Genomic DNA, 504 nt, shown 5'->3' with positions numbered 1-504 from the left:
CCGCTACAACGCCCGCATCAAGTTCCTGATGGACGAGTGGGGCGCGGAGAAGTTCCGCAATGTCCTCCAGGAGGAGTACGTCGACTTCGAGCTGGAAACCGCCGGCGAGGACCTGCGCTCGGAGTACTCCTACAACTCCGGCTACGCCGACGGCGGCCACTCCGACCACGTCGGCATCCACGAGCAGGCCGACGGCAACTACTACGTCGGACTCGACGTGCTCGTCGGCCGCATGGGCGTCGACGACACGAAGGAACTCGCCCGCGTCGCCGACGAGTACGGCTCCGGCGAGATTCGCATCACGCAGCGCCAGAACGTCATCATCACCGACGTGCCCGAAGAAAAGCTCGACGCGCTGCAAAACGAGGACCTTCTCGACCACTACTCGCCTGACCCGCACCCGTTCATGCGCGGCTCCATCGCCTGTACGGGCACCGAGTTCTGTTCGCTCTCCATCGTGGAGACGAAAAACCGGCAGGTCCGCTACGCCCGCTGGCCCAAGGA

At 64.5% G+C, this 504-nt stretch carries 1 pseudogene; it reads left to right on the top strand.

Features of this window, described 5'->3' with window-relative positions:
* A pseudogene (locus DVK07_RS21225) lies at nucleotides 1-504 on the top strand (ferredoxin--nitrite reductase); the annotation flags it as partial.

Origin of the sequence: Halorubrum sp. Atlit-26R, assembly GCF_003666015.1 — an archaeon.
Lineage (GTDB): Archaea > Halobacteriota > Halobacteria > Halobacteriales > Haloferacaceae > Halorubrum.
The sequence above is the reverse complement of the archived record's forward strand: the minus strand, read 5'-3'. Positions and strand labels throughout refer to the sequence as shown.